Source organism: Idiomarina sp. ST20R2A10 (assembly GCF_051842345.1).
Classification (GTDB): Bacteria; Pseudomonadota; Gammaproteobacteria; order Enterobacterales; family Alteromonadaceae; genus Idiomarina; species Idiomarina loihiensis.
Window position 1 is genome coordinate 231,618 of the sequence record NZ_JBNIEY010000001.1, and the last position, 15,623, is coordinate 247,240.

Genomic DNA, 15,623 nt, shown 5'->3' on the forward strand with positions numbered 1-15,623 from the left:
AGGAAGAACAATGAAAACAATAAAATCAGTACTATCAATGGCTTTAGCTACCGCACTTATGAGTGCCTCCGGAGTTTCGTTGGCTCAGACCAGCGATATTGAAAACCTTCAAAAAGATATGCCCAAAAACTGGGGGAAATGGGGCGATGACGATCAACTTGGCGCCCTTAACTACCTTGATGAAAAACAGGCCTTACGTGGTATAAAAGCCGTTCGTTCAGGGGAAACTTTTACGCTGCAACTACCGATTACTCATGGCGTCGGGCCTGTGTTCCCGGGTCGCGTTCCGGCTATGCATTTCATGACGCAGGACGAGAGTATGTACAGTGTAAACAAGCTGGATGAACTGGCCGGTGGTGTTAAGTACTCAGACGATGCCGTTTTCATGTACTTGCAGGGCACGACACACATGGATGCTCTAGGCCACGCATGGTATGGCGATAAAGTATATGGCGGGGTATCGGCTGATAGCACAGTGCATGGGCATGATCATGTTGATGTTGGTGTCTTAGCTGAACACGGTATTGTTGGCCGCGGCGTACTGCTGGATGTCGGGCATTTGAAAGGTGGTGACATAGGACGGTTGGCACCGGGTTCATGTATTACTTTACAAGACCTCAAGGACACGGCGGAAGCGCAGGATGTAACCGTTGAAAAACGCGATATTTTGTTAATAAGAACAGGATCTGTAGGACGTTTTTATCAAGAGGAACCAGATGCTGAGTGGAGCGCAACAACAGAGCCCGGCTTGTGTTATAGCAAAGACCTGATTAAATGGATTGATAACATGGAGATACCCGTGATTGCGGCTGATAATCTGGCAGTTGAACTTGTACCGCAAAAGATTGAAGGTAAAGATTATGTGATCCCGCTACATGGTGCGCTCATTCGGGACTTAGGTGTGGTGTTGAGTGAGCTTTACTGGCTGGACGATTTGGCGGCAGATAGCCGTGAAGATGGTCAATACACCTTTATGTTTACTGCTGCGCCTCTAAAGATGGAGCGAGGCTCGGGTTCTCCTATTAATCCTATCGTTATTAAGTAGCTTTTCACTCGAGAGTATGCAGGTATATCTACCTTCATACTCTCTTTGCTTTTTGTCGTAAAAAATGTCGATAATCATATGATAATCAACCAAAAAACAACAAAAAGTATAAGTTTATTTCGTTATTATTACGCACATTGCTTCGCTGAATGAAGCAGTGCTGCCTGGCAGCTTGGAAGTAGTAAGTGCGGGACACGCACGACATAACGGAGTATTAAAGAATGAAAAAAGCAGTATTAGCTACACTTATCGGCGCCGCGTTATTCAGTGGTGCAACTTTAGCAGCAGACCAGGGTTCTGACTTTGATCGCGTAGAAGCTCGTTTTATCGACTTCGGTGATGATGTTGATGGTTTTGGCCTTGATGGTCGTGTAATGCTGAGTGAATCTATTTATTTCACTGCAGATTACTCTCAGCTTAGCGAAGGCGATGCGGATTTTGACCAAATCTTCGCTGGTATCGGTTACAAGCATGACTTCAGCGAAAAATTCGCTGGCTTCGCTGATGTTAATCTTTATTATGCAGATATTGACGGTATCGACGATGATACTGGTTATGCAGTGCAGGTTGGTGGTGTTTATCGTTTAAACCCTGCCGTTGAGTTCTCAGGTCTGGTACGTCACGTTGATAACGATATTTTCGTAGACTCTGAGCAAGAATATGAATTGTCTGCTCGTTGGTACATCAACAACCAATTCAGCTTAAGTGCAACTTATGTTGATGGTTTTGATAGTGACTGGTTTGATGGCTACTCTATTGGCGCTGCTTGGCACTTCTAAGCAATCCAGTTAAGCCTGCCGCCTGTCATTTCAGACGGGCGGCAATTTACCCTAAAAACTTTCCTTACCTTCTTAAAGCCCGCGCTAGTTAAACTTCGATACAAACAATGTTTCATTTCCATTAAGAAAACCACAGACAGAACCCGTTCAGGCTTTAACCGTTGTGTTTCCATTAAAGTCAAAGTAAATGAATAAAGCTTGAGGGATACTTCAATTAACCGAGTAAAGGTATTTTTCTATGGGGTAAACCGGGCACTTAGAATGGTGCGTCCGAGTAGACTCGAACTACCGACCTCTGCCATGTCAAGGCAGCGCTCTAACCAACTGAGCTACGGACGCACTTTATGGGGAATGTCGTTAACGACGGGCGGTATATTAGTGATTTGCGCTCACAGGTGCAAGCGATTTTTTACTAAATCCATTTGTTTGTCGAAATTCTATTCAGCTTTGAATAACTACGCTTACTTTCTTAAGAAGGCTTTTGCTAGAATGTTCACTATACTCAGTTTTTACTGACGGAAAAGAGGTGGTTAAATGTTTATTTTTTTACGAGTAATACGTGCAGTTGCAGGGCTTCTTTTTTTGATGACTATCGTCGGCATTATTGCACAGCTTACTTTTAATATATTACATGTCGATATTTTGATGCGCTCTTCCGTCATTGTTATTATGGCGGGGGCTTTACATGCCGCGTTCTGGCTTTGGGTCTTTATTGGTTTACGGTACGTTATCAATGAAATTCATCAAAAAGAGCAGGGTGCGCCACACCCAGGCCTAACTAAGCACTGGCATCTTTAAGCGAAGCTCTAATCGAGCCCTGGTGTAAAGTCACAGGCGCTGTAGAACTTTTGCCATGGGCGCACAAAATACACTGACGCATCGGTTAGTTTTTTACTGAGTGTACCGAGTTCTGCAATGTAGGATTTTAGCTCCGGTTGAGGTGCTATACCTGCGAGGTTGTCCAGAGTCATGAGTAAGCGCTGATGTTGTTCAATCAATTCTGCTATGTCACCTTGCATTTCTTTGAGGTAAATGGCGTTAAAAGCTTCTTTTAGCGCTAATGCGTCATCTGGCACTTTTCCATTTTGACAATAAACTGACTTAGGAACTTCAGGCAGCAGCTCGGTCATTTTCTCCAGTTTATAAGAGTAATCTAGCATAGTACGGAACAAGTCAGGAAGGTAGTCGCTGCGTTCTAAACGACCGAGCATCTCTATTAGCTCATCGGGGGCATCTGCTTCTTTTGTGTAGTTCCAACGCTCTAAAATGCGGGTAAATCGCTCCAGCGCATTCACAGCGTAGTTGTACTCCGTCACATGTATTTTAGGTAAAGAGTTATTACCTATAGAAAGAGCTTTTCTCAACCCGTCGTCACGGGCAAAGGCATTTGCCAGGCTGTTCTGCAGTTGTGATTTCTTATGCACTAATGCTTCTTTCAATTTGTCTTTAACATTGGCTGAGTCAGGATGCTCAATGCATTTCTTCAGTGCCTGAATCATGCTGAGGTCAGCATGATAGCGGCTAAACCCATCTTTTAGCTTTCCCAGTGAACTGTTGTTTTCAGCTATTAGCTGGCCTAACTGGCAATGATTAAGCCTAAGGCTTTCCAGTAAGCCCATGCTTGTTCTTTCAATATTTCGGGTTAGTGCGCGCTTGGCCGGATACTGGAGTTGAGGTTTAGGGGCATCTATTGAGTTATTGGGGAGTTTGAGTGTACTTTGGACTCGGTTATGCAGTTCATTTGCGTATTCCGTTAGACCCTGATCATCTGAGCAGGCCGATAACCCTAAAACGACTAACGCATAGCCAAAAGAACGGAAAATCAGTACACTTCGCTTCATTGTATTATTCCTTGCAACAAGGTTCTTATCGATGTTTACAGGTATTGTTCAAACCCAAGCTACGATATTTTCAGTCTCCGACCAAGTAGTTTCTGATCACAAGACATTTCGACACCTGGTTATTAAAACTGAACCCCAATTTCTACAAAACCTGGCTATTGGTGCAAGTATTGCCATAAATGGTTGCTGTTTAACCGTGGTCGAATTCAGCGATACTGAGGTGCACTTTGACGTCATTGATGAAACCCTGCGGCTAACAAATTTGGGGCTGTTAGGTGAGGGGGACAAAGTTAATTTGGAGCGGTCACTAAAAGTGGGCGATGAAATTGGCGGACATGCGGTTTCAGGTCATATTCACTGCCAGGGCAAAGTGACTAAAATTGATACCTCTGAGAATAACGTTGCTATGTGGATAGAACTACCAGAGCAATACACCCCATACTTGTTTGCCAAAGGGTTTATTGCGGTTAACGGTGCCAGTTTGACGGTAGGTCAGGTTGAAGCTAATTGCTTTAGTCTGCATTTAATTCCGGAAACTTTGCGCCTGACCAATTTGGAATCAACGCAGGTGGGTGACAGTCTGAATATCGAACTTGATCAGCAAACCATCACTATTGTTGAAACAGTTGAGCGTGTGCTGGCTAAACGTCAGTAAAACTGCTCATCGTTCCCGTCGACCTTCACTCGCGCCTGCTGGTTAACTTCATCAACTTGTAACTGAACATGAATGAGATCACCGCAGGCAGCACATTCTTCCTGGTAGTCCTGATTTCCCTCCGAGGCATCAATATCTAGAAAGGTATTGTGCCCACAATGCGGGCATTTCACCGGCACACTTTGTAAATTTTCTTCGTTCATAATTCACTCGTTCCTATCAAGTCTTGCTTGTAACTATAGAAATAAAATATTGACTCCGCCCAATGAGATTAACGCTCCGGTTATAGAACGTGGGGTAATTCGTTGTTTTTTCAGTAAAGATATCGGTATTAAAAAGAGTGGAGCGGTGGAGAGTAAAGTCTGGGTTAGGCCCGGGTTGATATTGGCGATAGATATTTGCTGTAACCAAATAGCCAGGAACGTACCGAATACAATGGCGCCGAGTAGCGGCAAAGGGTTAATAGAGCGAACTTGTTTTATGATTGCGTTGTACGCGCCTCGTTTCGAAAGTCCGACAATTATGGCGAGTAAAAAAGAGCCGGCGGCAAGACGCACAAATGCCGCATCAATAGCGTTTACGCGGGATTGCATGAGCACCGCAAAAGCCATGACTAAACCGGTAGCCTGACAGAGCGCGGCGCCGCAGCCGAAGAATATACCTGATAATGAAAGCGCAGGCTGTTTGTCCGGAGCTTTTTCAGTAACGACCCACAGAACACCGCTTAAGGTTATGACCGCACCGGTAATTTCAATGGTGGATAAACCGTCACTTAAAAACACCCAGGCCATGAATGCAGCCAGTGGTGGTGCGAGATACTCCAACAACATAGCGTGCCAGGGGCCTAAACGACGCAGCGCGGCAAAATGACAACTGTCGCCAATGGTAATACCTATAATGCCGCTTAACGCGAGTAACCACAGGCCTGAGCTTAGCTCTAACGAGTTACCCAGCAACAAACTCATAGTCAAAAGCAGGGGAGTCGCAACAACGCCTTTAACTAAGTTCATTTGTAAGGGCGAGAAGTGGCTACCGGCGCGGTGGTACAACACGGTGGCGACAGCCCAGAAGGCAGCGGCTAATAAAGCGGCAAGTTGTCCGGTTAACTCTCCGGTAATGTCTGATGTCAAAACAGGCTCGGCGGTTGCTCAAATGTAAGCGGTCGATTATAGTAGCGTCTCGCGTTCGATGGTACCGAACGCAAAAATTTCGTAGGTTTTTTCTATAAAGCAGATAAAACCAAAATAGAGCACGTGGCACTTGGTAGGTGTCACCACTGGTTGGAAAGGAAGTTTCATGCCTGTAATTACTCTCCCTGACGGAAGTCAACGCGAATTCGATAAACCTGTAAGCATTATGGAAGTTGCCGCCGATATTGGTGCTGGCCTTGCGAAAGCAACAGTTGCTGGCCGTATTGACGGTGAGCTGGTTGATGCCTGTGAACTCATTGAACATGATGCCCGCATTGAAATTGTGACACCAAAAGATGACGACGGCGTGCATATTATTCGTCACTCTTGTGCTCATTTAATGGGGCATGCTGTTAAACAGATGTGGCCAGACGCAAAAATGGCAATAGGCCCGGTCATCGATAACGGTTTTTACTACGATATTGACGTTGATCACACTTTCACTCAGGAAGACCTTGAGAAGATTGAAAAGCGGATGAAAGAACTGGCTAAAACGGAATATGCCGTTATAAAGAAAAAAGCCAGCTGGAAAGAAGCCCGTGAAACTTTCGTAGAGCGCCATGAACCTTATAAAATAGAAATTCTGGACGAAGACATCCCAACCGATGCAACGCCTGGGCTCTATCACCACGAAGAATATATCGACATGTGTCGTGGTCCGCATGTACCCAACATGAAGTTTTGTCAGCATTTCAAAATTATGAAAATGGCCGGAGCATACTGGCGTGGTGACTCTGACAACAAAATGTTGCAGCGTATATACGGTACGGCCTGGGCAGATAAAAAACAGTTAAAAGCCTATTTACAGCGTTTAGAAGAAGCGGAAAAGCGCGACCACCGTAAAATTGCTAAAGCTCAGGATTTATTCCACTGGCAGGAAGAAGCGCCGGGTATGGTGTTCTGGCATCACAATGGCTGGACCATTTTCCGTGAATTAGAAACTTACATTCGCGAAAAAATGCGCGAGTACGAATATCAGGAAGTCAAAGGTCCGATGATGATGGACCGGGTATTGTGGGAAAAGTCGGGGCACTGGGAGAAATTCTCAGAACTGATGTTTACCACGTCATCGGAAAATCGCGAGTATGCTGTTAAGCCGATGAATTGCCCGGGACATGTTCAAATCTTTAATCAGGGCTTAAAGTCATACCGCGACTTACCGTTACGCATGGCGGAATTTGGCAGTTGTCACCGTAATGAACCTTCAGGTGCGTTGCATGGTCTGATGCGTGTTCGTGGTTTCACACAAGACGATGCACACATTTTCTGTACCGAACAGCAGGTTCAGGAAGAAGTCGCGGGTTGCATCAGAATGGTGTACGAAACTTACAAAACCTTTGGTTTTGAGAACATCGATGTGAAGCTTTCAACCCGCCCTGAAAAACGCTTAGGCGACGATGCCACATGGGACCGCTCGGAGACTGCACTAGCTCAGGCTTTGAAAAATAATGACATCGATTTTTCTTATTTACCGGGTGAAGGTGCATTTTATGGCCCGAAAATAGAATTTACTTTGTTCGATTGTCTGGGCAGAGCGTGGCAATGTGGTACAATACAGCTTGATTTTGCGTTGCCAGGGCGTTTAGGTGCCACATACGTAGGCGAAGATAACGAGCGACACACGCCAGTTATGATTCACCGCGCTATTTTGGGATCACTTGAACGTTTCATGGGTATTCTTATTGAAGAGTATGCAGGGAACTTCCCGTTGTGGTTGTCGCCAACGCAAGTTGTGTTAATGAATATCACGGATAATCAAAGCGATTATGTACGAAAAGTTGTCAAAACCCTGAACGAAAAGGGAATTCGTGCATCAGCCGACTTGAGAAATGAGAAGATAGGCTTTAAAATCCGTGAACACACATTAAAACGTGTTCCATATTTACTGGTTGTCGGCGACAAAGAAGTCGAAGCTGGTGAGGTTGCGGTACGTACACGTGGTGGTGAAGACTTGGGCAAATTCCCGTTAGAAGACTTCATTACTCGTGTAGAGGACGAAGTCCGTACTCGCAAAATTGATTAATTGTTTGGAGGAATAAACCATTAAAGGCGGAAAAAGAACTCAGAAAGCTGCAGATAAAAACCGTATCAACGAACAAATTACAGGCGTTGATGAAGTTCGCTTAATCGGAACCGATGGTGAACAAGCTGGTGTCGTCAGTATTAACGAGGCTCTTGATGCAGCAGCGGAAGCTGGTGTTGATTTGGTGGAGATGAGCCCTAACGCAGAACCACCAGTCTGCCGCTTGATGGATTACGGCAAGTTCCTCTTTGAAAAGAGTAAAGAACAGAAAGAGCAGAAGAAAAAACAGAAACAGATTCAGGTCAAGGAAGTTAAGTTCCGACCTGGTACTGATGAGGGCGACTACCAGGTAAAACTGCGCAACCTGCGTCGTTTCCTCGAGGGAGGTGACAAAACTAAAGTCACTATCCGTTTCCGTGGCCGGGAAATGGCACACCAAGAGTTGGGCATTGAATTGCTGAATCGCGTTAAAAACGATTTAGAAGAAATCTCAATTGTTGAGTCGTTCCCAAGACGTGCCGAAGGGCGCCAGATGATTATGGTCTTGGCACCCAACAAGAAGTGATCGTGGTTTACAAGTAGTCTGATTGTCAGGCTCACCCTTTCACACTTTTATCAACAATGCGGAGTTTAATTTCATGCCAAAAATGAAATCGAACAAGGGCGCTTCCAAGCGCTTTAAAAAGACTGCTTCTGGTGGTTTTAAGTGCAAGCAATCTCACTTGCGTCACATTCTGACTAAGAAGAGCCCTAAGCGTAAGCGTCAGCTTCGCGCTAAGAGCATGGTCCATGAGGCCGACGTTAAATTAGTCGTTCGCATGTTACCGTACGCATAAGGAGAGATAGCAAATGGCACGAGTAAAACGTGGTGTAATCGCGAGAGCGCGTCACAAAAAAGTCCTGAAGCAGGCGAAAGGTTATTATGGTGCCCGTAGTCGCGTTTATCGCGTAGCGGTCCAGGCAGTAACTAAAGCAGGTCAATATGCATACCGTGACCGTCGCAACAAAAAACGTCAATTCCGTCAATTGTGGATTGTTCGTATCAATGCTGCGGCTCGTCAAAACGGTCTGTCTTACAGCCGCTTTATCAATGGTCTGAAAAAAGCATCTATTGAAATCGATCGTAAAATCTTAGCCGATATCGCTGTTCATGATCAAAACGGTTTTGCCGCTTTGGTTGAGAAAGCAAAAGGCGCACTGTAATTATTCAAAACCTTTATGGGTTCGAATAAACAGATTTAGAAGGGAGCCAATTGGCTCCCTTTTTCATTGAAAATTCGCTATCATAGCGCCTTTATTATTTATCTTGTGTTGTTGAGGGATACGATGCAGCTAGAGCAAATTGTTGAGCAGGCTGAATCGGCCATTGCGGCCGCAGATTCACCGACTGCGTTAGACGAAGTCCGCGTCGAGTATATGGGCAAGAAAGGGCAGCTCACTGAGCTTTTAAAAGGCTTAGGTAAGTTAGATCCGTCTGAGCGCCGGGAAGCCGGACAAAAAATTAATGAAGCCAAGCAACAAGTTCAGACCAGTATCAATGCTCGTAAAGAGCTATTGAAAGCGGCTGAATTAGCGCAAAAGCTGGAAGCGGAACGCATAGACGTTACTTTACCCGGACGGCATTCAGCGGTAGGCGGAGTGCATCCGGTAACTCAGACCATTCGCCGTATTGAACAGTTTTTCGGTGATTTAGGCTTTAGCGTAAAAGAAGGCCCGGAAGTAGAAGACGGTTTTCATAACTTTGATGCGTTGAATATTCCGGCGAATCATCCGGCACGAGCCGACCACGATACGTTTTATTTTACCCCCTCAACAATGCTGCGTACGCAAACTTCTGGTGTACAAATTCGTACTATGGAAAATGAAAAACCGCCACTGCGGATCATTTCTCCAGGAAGGGTTTACCGGAATGACTACGACCAGACCCACACACCGATGTTTCATCAGGTTGAAGGGTTAATGGTTGATACCGACGTCAGCTTTACCCAATTAAAAGGAATTTTAGAAGACTTCCTGAATCACTTTTTCGAAGAGTCGCTGACGGTGCGTTTCAGACCTTCGTACTTCCCATTTACCGAACCTTCGGCAGAAGTTGATGTGATGGGTAAAGATGGTAAATGGCTAGAAGTTTTAGGTTGCGGCATGGTGCACCCAAACGTGTTGAAGGCGGTAGGCATTGATTCGGAAAAGTACACCGGCTTTGCGTTTGGTATGGGCGTTGAACGTCTTACCATGTTGCGCTACGGCGTGAATGACTTACGTGCGTTCTTCGAGAACGATTTGCGTTTCCTCAAACAATTTAACTAACGGGCAGTAAGCAATGAAATTCAGTGAACAATGGTTAAGGGAATGGGTTAACCCCGACATCAGCAGTCATGAATTGAGTGAACAGCTCAGCATGGCAGGTCTTGAAGTAGATGCTGTTGAGCCGGTTGCCGATGAATTCCATACTGTCGTGGTTGGTGAAGTGATTGAATGTGGTCCTCACCCGGACGCAGATAAACTGCAAGTGACCAAAGTTAACGTTGGTGAAGACGAGCCGGTGGATATTGTTTGCGGAGCGTCCAATTGCCGCTTAGGCATTAAGGTCGCGGTTGCTAAAGTTGGGGCGGTATTGCCCGGCGATTTTAAAATTAAGAAAGCGAAGCTTCGCGGTCAGCCGTCAAACGGTATGCTGTGCTCGTTTAAAGAGCTGGGCCTTATTGATGAGCATGATGGTATTATTGAGCTTCCGACTGATGCTCCGGTTGGAGAAGATTACCGTAAATACCTGCAACTTGACGACAACAGCATCGATATCGACTTAACTCCGAATCGTGGTGACTGTCTGAGTATTCGTGGTATTGCACGCGAAGTGGGTGTGTTGAACCGTCTGGATGTTAAAGTACCAGAGAGCAACAAAGTAGCGGCCAGTATTGAAGATACGCTAAGCATTACTTTGTCTGCTACTGAGCAGTGTCCGCGTTATTTAGGCCGCGTTATCAAAGGTGTCGATTTAACTCGCCCAACGCCGGTATGGATGACAGAAAAATTAAGACGCAGCGGTATTCGTAGCATTGACCCGGTAGTTGACGTCACTAACTACGTGTTGCTTGAACTGGGTCACCCCATGCATGCATTTGACCTCGATTCACTTGAAGGGGACATCGATGTTCGCTTAGCCAAGCCTAAAGAAAAGCTTACTTTGCTTGATGATCAAGAGGTTGAGCTGGACGACGATACTCTGGTTATTGCTGATGAGAAAAAAGCACTAGCCATGGCGGGTGTCTACGGTGGTAAAAATAGTGGTGTAACAGAAAACAGCAAAAATATTTTTCTGGAAAGCGCGTTCTTTGCGCCAGATGCCATCTTAGGGAAAGCACGCCGTTACGGTCTACATACAGATGCGTCACATCGTTATGAGCGCGGCGTAGACCCTCAGTTGCAACGTACGGCAATGGAAAGAGCGACAGAATTATTGTTGGCGATTTGCGGTGGTGATGCAGGACCGGTAACCGAAGCGGTTGCAGAAGCATTTTTGCCTAAGCGTGACGGCATTACGTTAAGAGCGAACCGATTGGCTAAAGTACTGGGTGTCAGCATTGCTAATGACAATGTCACTGAAATTCTTGAGCGTTTAGGCTTCGATGTTTCATTTGACGGTGAACAGTGGCAGGTGGGCATTCCGTCATACCGTTTTGACTTGAGCATTGAAGAAGACTTAATTGAAGAAGTTGCCCGGGTTTACGGTTACAACTCAATTCATGCTGCACCGCCGGCAGCGCAACTGCGTATGACCGAGCGCAAAGAAAGCCAGCTTAGTACCCATCAACTGGTGGATGCTATGGTCAGCCGTGGTTATCAGGAAGCGATAACCTACAGCTTTGTTGATCCAAAACATCAGGCACTGATGTTTGATGAAACCGCAGCGCTAACTTTGCCACACCCAATTTCGGTTGATATGTCTTCTATGCGTGTAAGCTTATGGCCGGGATTAGTCGGCGCGGTTGCTCATAATCAGAAGCGTCAGCAGTCTGTGCTGGCTTTCGTAGAAACGGGTTTGCGTTTTATTCCAGACGAGTCAGCTGAAAACGGTGTTCGTCAGGAAGCGGTTATCAGCGGTATACGTTCTGGTAAAGCGCATTCAGAGCATTGGTCGGAAGGTGACCGTCCGGTTGATTTTTACGATGTAAAAGGTGATGTTGAAGCTTTGTTGGCTCAAACAGGCAATGCTGCGGCCTTCCGTTTTGTTGCATCGCAAAATCCGGCACTGCACCCGGGGCAATCAGCGGCAATTTACCGCGGCTCTGAAAAAGTCGGTGATATCGGCGCTTTGCATCCCAAGTTTGATAAGGCTTTAGGGCTTAACCAGCGCACCTTTGTGTTTGAACTGGCGTTATCAGTCGTGACTGAGCGACCTTTACCGCAAGCTAAGCCGGTATCTCGTTATCCATCTATTCGTCGCGATCTTGCTGTTGTGGTTGATAAGGACCTTGCGGCAGGTGAGCTGATAGCTGCGATGGAAAATGTTGGCGTAAAACAGTTAGTTGACCTAAACTTGTTTGACGTTTACATCGGTGATGGTGTGGCAGAAGGTAAACAAAGCTTGGCTCTATCCGTTACTTTGCAAGACAGCGACAAAACTTTGGAAGAAGCGGAAGTCACTGAGCTTATGACTAAATTTATTGAGACATTAAAGAGTGAGTTTAATGCAACATTGAGGGATTAAACTATGGCGCTGACCAAAGCAGAACTGGCAGAAGTGCTGTTCGACAAATACGGTGTTAGTAAACAAGATGCCAAAGTGTTAGTTGAAGATTTTTTTGAAGAAATCAGAGTTGCTTTGGAAAGAGGCGAGCAGGTGAAGTTGTCAGGTTTTGGCAATTTTGAACTGCGAACTAAAAATCAGCGCCCTGGGCGTAACCCGAAAACGGGCGAGGAAATTCCTATTTCAGCGCGTCGGGTTGTCACCTTCAAACCTGGTCAGAAATTTAAAAGTCGAGTCGAAAACGCAGAACCCGAGGATTAACCTCGGGTTCTTTTTTATTTGAGTCTGTACTTAGGCGCCGGAAATTAACGAAAGAAGAGCTGGCTAAAGGGATTCAGTAACCGGCTGATGCCTGAAGTAAAATGCAAGGGCGCGTCCAGCGTAGCCAGAGTTAAGCAGTCTTCATCCTGAGTTTCCGGAGTATGGGTACGACTGGGGTCTAACAAAATAAAATCACCGTCCCGGTACTCGCTCTGCTCGTCATTAAAAACACCATCAATAACCAGCGTCGCTTCTTTTCCTTTATGCGTATGCTCAGGGAGTTTTGCGCCTGGTGCCATGTAAATCAAGTTCGTCTGATTTCCATTGTCCAGAGTTAATGGTGCGCGCCAGAGTTTACCGACCAGTTTCGACCACTCACCAATGCGGTGACTATTGTGCGCCAGGGTACGAGGCAGTGTAAAACGACGACCTTCCAGAGAGAGCATCTCATTCGGTTGGTGTGCTTGTTTGTTACATGCAGAAGACGCGAAAATGGCTTCCAGCATTTGGTCACACTGAGACTTGCTCATTGTTGTACTGGCAACACTAACCAATGTATCCAAATTTTCTTCACACAGCTTCTGCTCAATCTCACACACGGTTTGACGACAGGCTTTACACATATCGATGTGTGTGCCGACAACTAACGTCATTGCCGCGCTAAGATCGCCAGAGGCGTATTGATATAAAAGGCCTTCGCCTGGGTGTGATTTAATCATCATCGACTATCAACTCTTTCAATTTTTTTAATGCTAGACGAGTTCGGGACTTAATTGTCCCTAAAGGTACTCCCAGAGCGTCAGAGACTTCCTGCTGAGATTTACCTTCAATATAAATCTTCTCAATAACAACCCGTTGTGCATCGGGCAATTGAGCGTAATAAAAAGAAATTTCCTGCATCAGAACATCGTGATCCAATGCGTAACCGTCATCGAGGCTATCGTTCTGCTCGGAGAGAATCGGCCAGAGTTCATCAGCACTGATATCATCTTTGCGTTTTTTGTTCTTACGAAGCAAATCGAAGCGGATGTTACGAGCTATGGTAAATATCCAAGTAGAAGGAGAGCCACGGTCAGGCTTGAACAAGTGAGCTTTATGCCAGACGTTAGTCATGGTTTCCTGGACGAGATCCATAGCCGTTTGTTCATTACCAAATTGTCTTGTAGCGTAAGATTGTAGTTTTGGTGCAAATAACCTAAAGAGTTCACTAAAGGCAGCGCGATTTCTATTTTCTGCAATCTTTGCCAGCAGTTCCGCTGCTTTCTCGGCAGCGTCTGTCTGGGTGGTAGCCATAGACCCCCGTTTCGATGTTCTTTCTGACACCATTTGCATAATTAGACCTGCTTCTTTTCACACAATGTTCTAACTATTACGGGGTGTTGAGAAAATGGATCACCCAGATGGCAGAATGTTTACTCAATTAACGAATTAAGTCTAACAGATATTCTTTTGCTTTTAGACAACTTTCGCATCTTATCAGCTCTTGTTTTGTATAGACGTCCAGAGGCAGTATTTCAAGCCACCTTGAACAAACCCAGTCAAGCTTCTCGTAGCCGAGATCAGGTAACAACTCGGAAAGTTCCGGGTAGGTCTCAAAAGCTTCCTGTAATCGAGTCTTGAGTTTATCGGCTGCGTTATCCAGAGAAAGTTCAGGCCAGTTTTCGAGGTACTCTATTTTCCCAAACCTTAATTTATCGCTTTCAGACCAATGCTCGTCAATACGAACCCGACTTTTCCCTTCAACGGTTATACCGAGTAAGCCATCATCTCTTGGTTCAAAATCAATAATTTTCACGGTGGTGGCGTAAGGAAGAAGGTAATCGCTTGATGTCGTTGCATGTTCGTTGTTAAACATGGCCACCACAAACTCACTGTTATTTTGCAGACACTCTTTTACCAGCCTGGTGTAGCGCGGCTCGAACACCTTCAATTTCATGCGTCCGCCCGGCATTATATGCGAGGTAAGCGGGAATAGCGGTAACTGCTGATACTGCTGCATATAACCTCATTTGGCTAGTAGTTTGAACAATTAAGAAACATTACGTTGAGGTGGGTCTGGTTGGATCTTTTTTATCGAATAAATGCCAAACTATTTTTATCGATATACCGTACATTATCATCAGTGAAATTCAACAGGGGTTAAAATGGTAAAGTTAAAAGTGGGTATTAGTTCCTGTTTAATGGGCGACGAGGTCCGGTTTGACGGGGGACACAAGAAGTCCGCATTCTGTGTTGATGAATTAAGTCGACACATTGAACTGGTACGGTTTTGCCCGGAAGTTGGTATTGGAATGCCGGTGCCAAGACCGACTATTCGCCTTGAGCAACATGACGATGTACAGGCGGTAGTGCCCAAAACCGGTGAAAATGTTACGTCACAGCTAGCTGCCTTTGCCGATAAGGTTCAGGTGAAAGTAGAACAGTTAAGTGGCTATATTCTATGCGCGAAATCTCCCAGCTGCGGTATGGAGCGGGTCAAGTTATATGATCCGGAAACAGGGCATGCTCAAAATGCAGGAATGGGAATTTTTGCCGCGCGTCTAAAAGAGAAGAATCCCGCTTTGCCGTTGGAGGAAGATGGTCGGCTCAATGACCCGCATTTACGTGAAAACTTTGTGATGCGGGTTTATGTGTTTAGTCAATGGAAAGAAATGACACAAAAACTTTCCAAACATCAGCTTTTGCAGTTTCACCAGCGCTGCAAGCTACTTTTGTTAGCTCATAATCAGCAGCGGTACCGCGAGTTGGGTAAACGCCTGGGGGAACAGGAAAGCATCGACAGTGCCTTCGCAGAGCAATATATCATTGATGTGATGGATGCTTTATCAAAACCGGCGTCGCGCAAGAACCACACCAACGTGCTCCAACATATTCAGGGGTATTTTAAAGCGGATCTTGCTCATGAAAGACGAGAAGAGCTGAGCGATATCATTCTGCAGTATCACGATGGCATTCTCCCTCTGATGTCTCCTCTAACGTTAATACGGCATTATTTGCGCGAGTTTCCGAAAGAGTACTTAGAAGGGCAATGGTATCTGACTCCGTATCCCGATGATTTAAAATTACGTTATGGGCTTTAGTG

General features: G+C 45.6%; 18 protein-coding genes and 1 tRNA gene. 12 read left to right on the forward strand and 7 right to left on the reverse strand.

The genetic code is table 11. The features are described from left to right. Positions 1-10: 10 nt before the first annotated feature. Positions 11-1,045 carry a cyclase family protein gene (locus ACP7H9_RS01110; RefSeq protein WP_034821111.1) on the forward strand — a complete coding sequence of 345 codons (1,035 nt, stop codon included), beginning with the start codon at positions 11-13 and terminating at the stop codon, positions 1,043-1,045. A 221-nt stretch (positions 1,046-1,266) separates the two neighbouring features. Continuing rightward, the gene (locus tag ACP7H9_RS01115; RefSeq protein ID WP_034821107.1) at positions 1,267-1,824 is read left to right on the forward strand and encodes a hypothetical protein; all 558 of its coding nucleotides are present in this window, start codon (positions 1,267-1,269) and stop codon (positions 1,822-1,824) included. A 262-nt stretch (positions 1,825-2,086) separates the two neighbouring features. Here ACP7H9_RS01115 and ACP7H9_RS01120 read toward each other — a convergent pair. Then, a tRNA-Val gene (locus ACP7H9_RS01120) sits at positions 2,087-2,163 on the reverse strand. Between the two features lie 195 nt (positions 2,164-2,358). Here ACP7H9_RS01120 and ACP7H9_RS01125 point away from each other — a divergent pair. Beyond that, on the forward strand, positions 2,359-2,622 hold the full coding sequence (locus tag ACP7H9_RS01125; RefSeq protein WP_286823965.1) for a hypothetical protein: 264 nt from the start codon (positions 2,359-2,361) through the stop codon (positions 2,620-2,622). 8 nt (positions 2,623-2,630) lie between these two features. Here the strand turns inward: ACP7H9_RS01125 and ACP7H9_RS01130 are convergent, their stop codons facing one another. Then, the gene (locus ACP7H9_RS01130) at positions 2,631-3,665 is read right to left on the reverse strand and encodes a DUF3080 domain-containing protein (protein ID WP_439222077.1); all 1,035 of its coding nucleotides are present in this window, start codon (positions 3,663-3,665) and stop codon (positions 2,631-2,633) included. A gap of 31 nt (positions 3,666-3,696) precedes the next feature. Between ACP7H9_RS01130 and ACP7H9_RS01135 the strand changes: the two genes are divergently transcribed. After that, positions 3,697-4,320: a riboflavin synthase subunit alpha gene (locus ACP7H9_RS01135; RefSeq protein ID WP_439222078.1), complete on the forward strand. Its 624-nt coding sequence runs from the start codon at positions 3,697-3,699 to the stop codon at positions 4,318-4,320. On the opposite strand, the gene ACP7H9_RS01140 is transcribed toward ACP7H9_RS01135, so the two are convergent. Further along, positions 4,314-4,523, reverse strand: a complete 210-nt coding sequence (locus ACP7H9_RS01140; RefSeq protein ID WP_011234647.1) for a CPXCG motif-containing cysteine-rich protein — start codon at positions 4,521-4,523, stop codon at positions 4,314-4,316. The two genes, ACP7H9_RS01135 and ACP7H9_RS01140, sit on opposite strands and share 7 nt — an antisense overlap. Before the next feature lie 33 nt (positions 4,524-4,556). Next, positions 4,557-5,450 (reverse strand): DMT family transporter, encoded by an 894-nt coding sequence (locus tag ACP7H9_RS01145; protein WP_439222079.1) that lies wholly within the window; start codon positions 5,448-5,450, stop codon positions 4,557-4,559. Positions 5,451-5,616: 166 nt separating this feature from the next. On the opposite strand from ACP7H9_RS01145, the gene thrS reads away from it, so the two are divergent. From thrS to ACP7H9_RS01180, 7 genes are all read left to right on the forward strand, one after another. Further along, on the forward strand, positions 5,617-7,533 hold the full coding sequence (gene thrS, locus ACP7H9_RS01150; protein WP_439222080.1) for a threonine--tRNA ligase: 1,917 nt from the start codon (positions 5,617-5,619) through the stop codon (positions 7,531-7,533). A 19-nt stretch (positions 7,534-7,552) separates the two neighbouring features. Next, positions 7,553-8,098: a translation initiation factor IF-3 gene (gene infC, locus ACP7H9_RS01155; protein WP_011234644.1), complete on the forward strand. Its 546-nt coding sequence runs from the start codon at positions 7,553-7,555 to the stop codon at positions 8,096-8,098. Positions 8,099-8,171: 73 nt separating this feature from the next. Continuing rightward, positions 8,172-8,369: a 50S ribosomal protein L35 gene (gene rpmI / locus ACP7H9_RS01160; protein WP_011234643.1), complete on the forward strand. Its 198-nt coding sequence runs from the start codon at positions 8,172-8,174 to the stop codon at positions 8,367-8,369. A 13-nt stretch (positions 8,370-8,382) separates the two neighbouring features. Then, on the forward strand, positions 8,383-8,736 hold the full coding sequence (gene rplT / locus ACP7H9_RS01165) for a 50S ribosomal protein L20 (protein ID WP_011234642.1): 354 nt from the start codon (positions 8,383-8,385) through the stop codon (positions 8,734-8,736). Between the two features lie 123 nt (positions 8,737-8,859). Then, positions 8,860-9,840, forward strand: coding sequence for a phenylalanine--tRNA ligase subunit alpha (gene pheS, locus ACP7H9_RS01170; protein WP_011234641.1), 981 nt, complete (start codon positions 8,860-8,862; stop codon positions 9,838-9,840). Between the two features lie 13 nt (positions 9,841-9,853). Beyond that, the gene (gene pheT / locus ACP7H9_RS01175; RefSeq protein ID WP_439222081.1) at positions 9,854-12,241 is read left to right on the forward strand and encodes a phenylalanine--tRNA ligase subunit beta; all 2,388 of its coding nucleotides are present in this window, start codon (positions 9,854-9,856) and stop codon (positions 12,239-12,241) included. 3 nt (positions 12,242-12,244) lie between these two features. Next, positions 12,245-12,541 carry an integration host factor subunit alpha gene (locus tag ACP7H9_RS01180; protein ID WP_011234639.1) on the forward strand — a complete coding sequence of 99 codons (297 nt, stop codon included), beginning with the start codon at positions 12,245-12,247 and terminating at the stop codon, positions 12,539-12,541. Positions 12,542-12,585: 44 nt separating this feature from the next. Here ACP7H9_RS01180 and ACP7H9_RS01185 read toward each other — a convergent pair whose 3' ends face one another. The 3 genes from ACP7H9_RS01185 to ACP7H9_RS01195 all read right to left on the reverse strand — a co-directional run bounded on the left by ACP7H9_RS01185 (position 12,586) and on the right by ACP7H9_RS01195 (position 14,540). Next, a complete protein-coding gene (locus ACP7H9_RS01185) occupies positions 12,586-13,263 on the reverse strand; it encodes a ChrR family anti-sigma-E factor (protein WP_011234638.1) in 678 nt (225 codons plus the stop codon). Further along, positions 13,253-13,873, reverse strand: coding sequence for a sigma-70 family RNA polymerase sigma factor (locus tag ACP7H9_RS01190; protein ID WP_034821078.1), 621 nt, complete (start codon positions 13,871-13,873; stop codon positions 13,253-13,255). The genes ACP7H9_RS01185 and ACP7H9_RS01190 overlap by 11 nt, the downstream gene beginning before the upstream one ends. 88 nt (positions 13,874-13,961) lie before the next feature. Beyond that, positions 13,962-14,540 (reverse strand): LON peptidase substrate-binding domain-containing protein, encoded by a 579-nt coding sequence (locus ACP7H9_RS01195; RefSeq protein ID WP_114981259.1) that lies wholly within the window; start codon positions 14,538-14,540, stop codon positions 13,962-13,964. A 145-nt stretch (positions 14,541-14,685) separates the two neighbouring features. Here ACP7H9_RS01195 and ACP7H9_RS01200 point away from each other — a divergent pair, with 145 nt between their 5' ends. After that, positions 14,686-15,621, forward strand: a complete 936-nt coding sequence (locus tag ACP7H9_RS01200) for a YbgA family protein (protein WP_439222082.1) — start codon at positions 14,686-14,688, stop codon at positions 15,619-15,621. Positions 15,622-15,623 lie beyond the last annotated feature (2 nt).